This window comes from Roseofilum acuticapitatum BLCC-M154 (genome assembly GCF_030068475.1).
Classification (GTDB): domain Bacteria; phylum Cyanobacteriota; class Cyanobacteriia; order Cyanobacteriales; family Desertifilaceae; genus Roseofilum; species Roseofilum acuticapitatum.
This window is the reverse complement of the sequence record NZ_JAQOSP010000007.1, coordinates 1-3,582: the sequence shown is the minus strand read 5'-3', so window position 1 is coordinate 3,582 and position 3,582 is coordinate 1. Positions and strand designations below refer to the sequence as shown.

Genomic DNA, 3,582 nt, shown 5'->3' with positions numbered 1-3,582 from the left:
GTCCGGATAAAGGGTGAAGAAGGGGGCAAGATGCCCGCACTCCTCTAATCCCTTGATATTGCTGGAGTGGGAGCGTCTCGCTCCCTAAGTTTTTAATCATGGTATTTCCGCTTCGCGGACATGAACAATCGGACTTGATATGACTCCCTAGGAATCCGGCTTATTCTTGCGATCCTCGCAGTTTCAGAGTATCTACTCGATGTTTTAGAGCAGATGTATCATCTGGGTTAATGGCAATGGCTCGATCAAAAGATGCGATCGCCTCTTTAATTTGCCCCAGTTGTCGCAAGGCTAACCCGCGATTATCCCAAGCTTGATGATAATCGGATTTGAATTCAATGGCTCGATCGAAAGATGCGATCGCCTCTTCACATTTCCCTAAATTCAGGAGAGCAACGCCTTTATTTCCCCAAGCCTCATACAGTTCCGGTTGCAGCTCTAGCGCTTTATCATAGGACTCGATCGCCGCTTGGGGTTGCCCCAATATCAGTAAAGCATTACCCCGATTTAACCAAGCTTTATAAAGTCCCGGTTGCTGACTTAGGGCGCGATCCCAAGTTGCGATCGCATCCGCATACCGTCCTGCTTTCGCTTGTTGCATTCCTTCATTCAATAAGAGGATAGCTTCATCAACGGTGTTATTCCCTTGATGTTCTTGATAAATTTTATAAAGTTGCTGATAAATGGCTTCCACAATTTCTTCAGGATTTTGGCTATTGATGCCCACTTGCTGCGAAAATTGGGCGGTTAAATTGGGCATTTTGGTTAATTTTTCCAGCAATTCATTTAGGCTAACCGTTTCTGTCCACTGTTTTCCATCGGCACTGTAGGCTAAGTTAATCACCGGTTGTTGCCGAATATACTCTTCTGGGGAAGTAGCCGATTCAGGTTGAGAATCACTCACCAGTTCAGATTGTGCCGGTTCTATCTCCTTCTCCACTGCTGGGACTTCAACCGTTGTTTCACTCACCAATTGCCCATTGCTCAAGGCTTCCGGAGTTTCTGGGGACTCATCCCATAAATCAGTCACCATTTCTGGGTAAAACAGGGGACTACTCTTAGAATCGCTTGATTGCACATCAACCGTATCCATTTCATCCACTTTTTCTTGTGGAGGTTCAGAAGAAATGGGAGTAGAAAGAGTCTCTGAAGCTGGAGGTGGAGACGGGGAGCTTTCTGATGGTGTCGGAGCAGCATTGGCAGTTAGACTCGGACTCATGTATTCCCATAAAGAACTACCTTGGGAACGTAAGCGCAGTTGCAGTCCAATTTCATAAGTCGCTTCTCCTACCGATCGCCATTTAGGGAGCGATCGCATCATTTCCCCAACTTTCATCATCTGATTCGCGTGCTGAGTTTGGGGCGATCGCGTTCCCAATAATCGAGCGCGATAGGCTCTTAACCACTCTAGCCACTGATCCGAGTTCGTGCGATCGCCTAATTTTTCAAAAAAGAGCGCCACCCTCTCCACTTGCCATCCCTGGTTAACCCCTTCCATCAACTGGGAAAACAAAAACTCATAGTCAGCATCACTCAGAGGCACAGGCACTGCCTCTGATAACGTCTGATGCGGATTGGATTGCGAAGAACTCCCCTGGGGGGTACTCCCGGTTAAAATTTTGTCTCCAGGATTAAAGATTTGCCCCAGGAAACTCTTAAACCATTGCCAAAGCTGCCTCATGATTGCCCCATCCTGTTGCACATTTAGCTTCTATGCTAGATTAGCAGTTTTTGGAATTGGCTTGAGAGATTAGGGGGGCGTTGACAAGTTAAAAACTTTTTTCCCGTCTTTTCCAACCCTATTTCAGGGTAGGGGGGCACAGGATAAAAGTGCCCCAGATTCAGTTGTCCAGATAGAAATTAACAGGAGACAGGATTTAGGCTAACAATGATGTTCTCTGGCGAGAATCGCCTGTCTGAAGATTCTTCTTCTGGTTGCTTATTTGGATCTGCTGTAACCAACAGACGGTTGGTTGGACAAACCTCCATTTCTCCAGCTTGCAGGGCATAGCGCCATTGTCGTCCTAACCGCCAAGCCCGAAATTTAAAAATATTCCATCGGGGATTAGAAGGATAAAGGGAAAACCCAGCTCTTAATGCAGGAATATGTTCTGGAGAAACAGTTGTACGGACGTTAATCGATTCCGTCAGTGGTATAACAGCAGCAGTACGGTTTTTGATGGTCTGAGTCACTCATTGTACCCCCTGCTTGTTATTACCTATACTATTTCAGTGTACATTAGACAAAGCAATTTGACCATAGTTTAAAAGCACTCCATATTGGAACCTTTCGATCGCCAGCCCACTTAAACCTTAGCCCCAGTTCCAGACTGTTTCACACCGATCGCCTATGAATATGGCTTCTTCGTCTGATTTTTCCCTCTCTTGTCCCATTCCCCTACAAAACTATCCCCAGGTACTGTTAGCTCATGGTGGGGGCGGTAAGCTCATGCATCAGCTCATTGAGCAGATGTTTTTACCGATTTTTGGCCGTGCTGAAGTTTCCCATGATGCCAGTGTATTTGCAGTCCCAGGCGATCGCCTAGCCTTAACGACAGACTCCTATGTCGTCAATCCCCTGATCTTTCCAGGGGGGGATATTGGCTCCATGGCGGTTTATGGAACAGTCAATGATTTAGCCATGGCAGGAGCCAAACCCCTATATCTGAGTGCAGGATTCATCTTAGAAGAAGGCCTATCCATGGAAACTCTCTGGCAGATTGTCCAATCCATGCAAGGGGCTGCCCAGAGAGCCGGAGTACAGATCATTACCGGCGATACCAAAGTTGTAGACCGGGGTAAAGGGGATGGTATGTTTATTAATACCTCTGGAGTAGGAGAAATCGTCTCACCTACTCCCATTTCTCCCCAACAGGTGCGATCGCAAGATGCCATCATTATCAATGGAGATTTAGGCCGACATGGCATTGCCATCATGGCCGTGCGCGAAGGCTTAGAATTTGAAACCACCATCAAGAGCGACTCAGCCCCAGTTTCCCACCAAGTCCTAGCCCTACTCGAAGCCGGGGTTAACCTCCACTGTTTGCGGGATTTAACCAGGGGAGGATTAGCCAGCACCTTAAACGAAATTGCCCTCAGTTCCAGCTTAAATTTGCACATCGATGAATCCTTAATTCCCGTGCAGGAAGATGTGCGCGGAGCCTGTGAAATTCTCGGTTTCGATCCCCTCTATGTTGCCAACGAAGGACGATTTGTCGCCTTTATTCCCCAGTCAGATGTGGACTTAGCCCTATCGGTCTTAAAAGAAACCTCAGAAGCAGAAATGACTCCATCGGTGATTGGGACAGTGGGAGAGAAAGCCATCTCTGACTCTTCAGGTTTAGTGAGTCTTAAAAGTCAGATTGGGGCTAGTCGGATTCTCGATTGGTTGAGTGGGGAACAGTTACCACGTATTTGTTGATTTGAGGTAGCCGGAAATCTGCGATCGCCTAGTGGTTTTCATGGGCTAATATCAAGTCCGCTTATTCATGTCCGCGAAGCGGAAATACCCTAATTAAAAATCCAGGGAGCAAGATGCTCCCACTCCAGTCAGATCAAAGAATTCGAGGAGTGCGGGCATCT

Annotated in this window: 3 protein-coding genes; 1 reads left to right on the top strand and 2 read right to left on the bottom strand. The window is 47.1% G+C overall.

Features of this window, described 5'->3' with window-relative positions; all coding sequences use genetic code 11:
- Nucleotides 1-160: 160 nt before the first annotated feature.
- Together PMG71_RS02215 and PMG71_RS02210 are read right to left on the bottom strand one after the other, a co-directional pair.
- Complete coding sequence (locus PMG71_RS02215; RefSeq protein ID WP_283752008.1) at nucleotides 161-1,681, bottom strand: tetratricopeptide repeat protein; 1,521 nt, start codon at nucleotides 1,679-1,681, stop codon at nucleotides 161-163.
- Nucleotides 1,682-1,860: 179 nt separating this feature from the next.
- Nucleotides 1,861-2,193 (bottom strand): hypothetical protein, encoded by a 333-nt coding sequence (locus PMG71_RS02210; protein ID WP_283752007.1) that lies wholly within the window; start codon nucleotides 2,191-2,193, stop codon nucleotides 1,861-1,863.
- A 163-nt stretch (nucleotides 2,194-2,356) separates the two neighbouring features.
- Here PMG71_RS02210 and hypE point away from each other — a divergent pair, with 163 nt between their 5' ends.
- Nucleotides 2,357-3,421: a hydrogenase expression/formation protein HypE gene (gene hypE / locus PMG71_RS02205; protein ID WP_347179180.1), complete on the top strand. Its 1,065-nt coding sequence runs from the start codon at nucleotides 2,357-2,359 to the stop codon at nucleotides 3,419-3,421.
- The last annotated feature ends 161 nt before the right edge of the window (nucleotides 3,422-3,582 follow it).

Bases quoted from the DNA above. Each gene is read 5' to 3' on its own strand.
- hypE (WP_347179180.1), top strand. From the start codon at position 2,357: ATGGCTTCTTCGTCTGATTTTTCCCTCTCTTGTCCCATTCCCCTACAA.
- PMG71_RS02215 (WP_283752008.1), bottom strand. From the start codon at position 1,681: ATGAGGCAGCTTTGGCAATGGTTTAAGAGTTTCCTGGGGCAAATCTTT.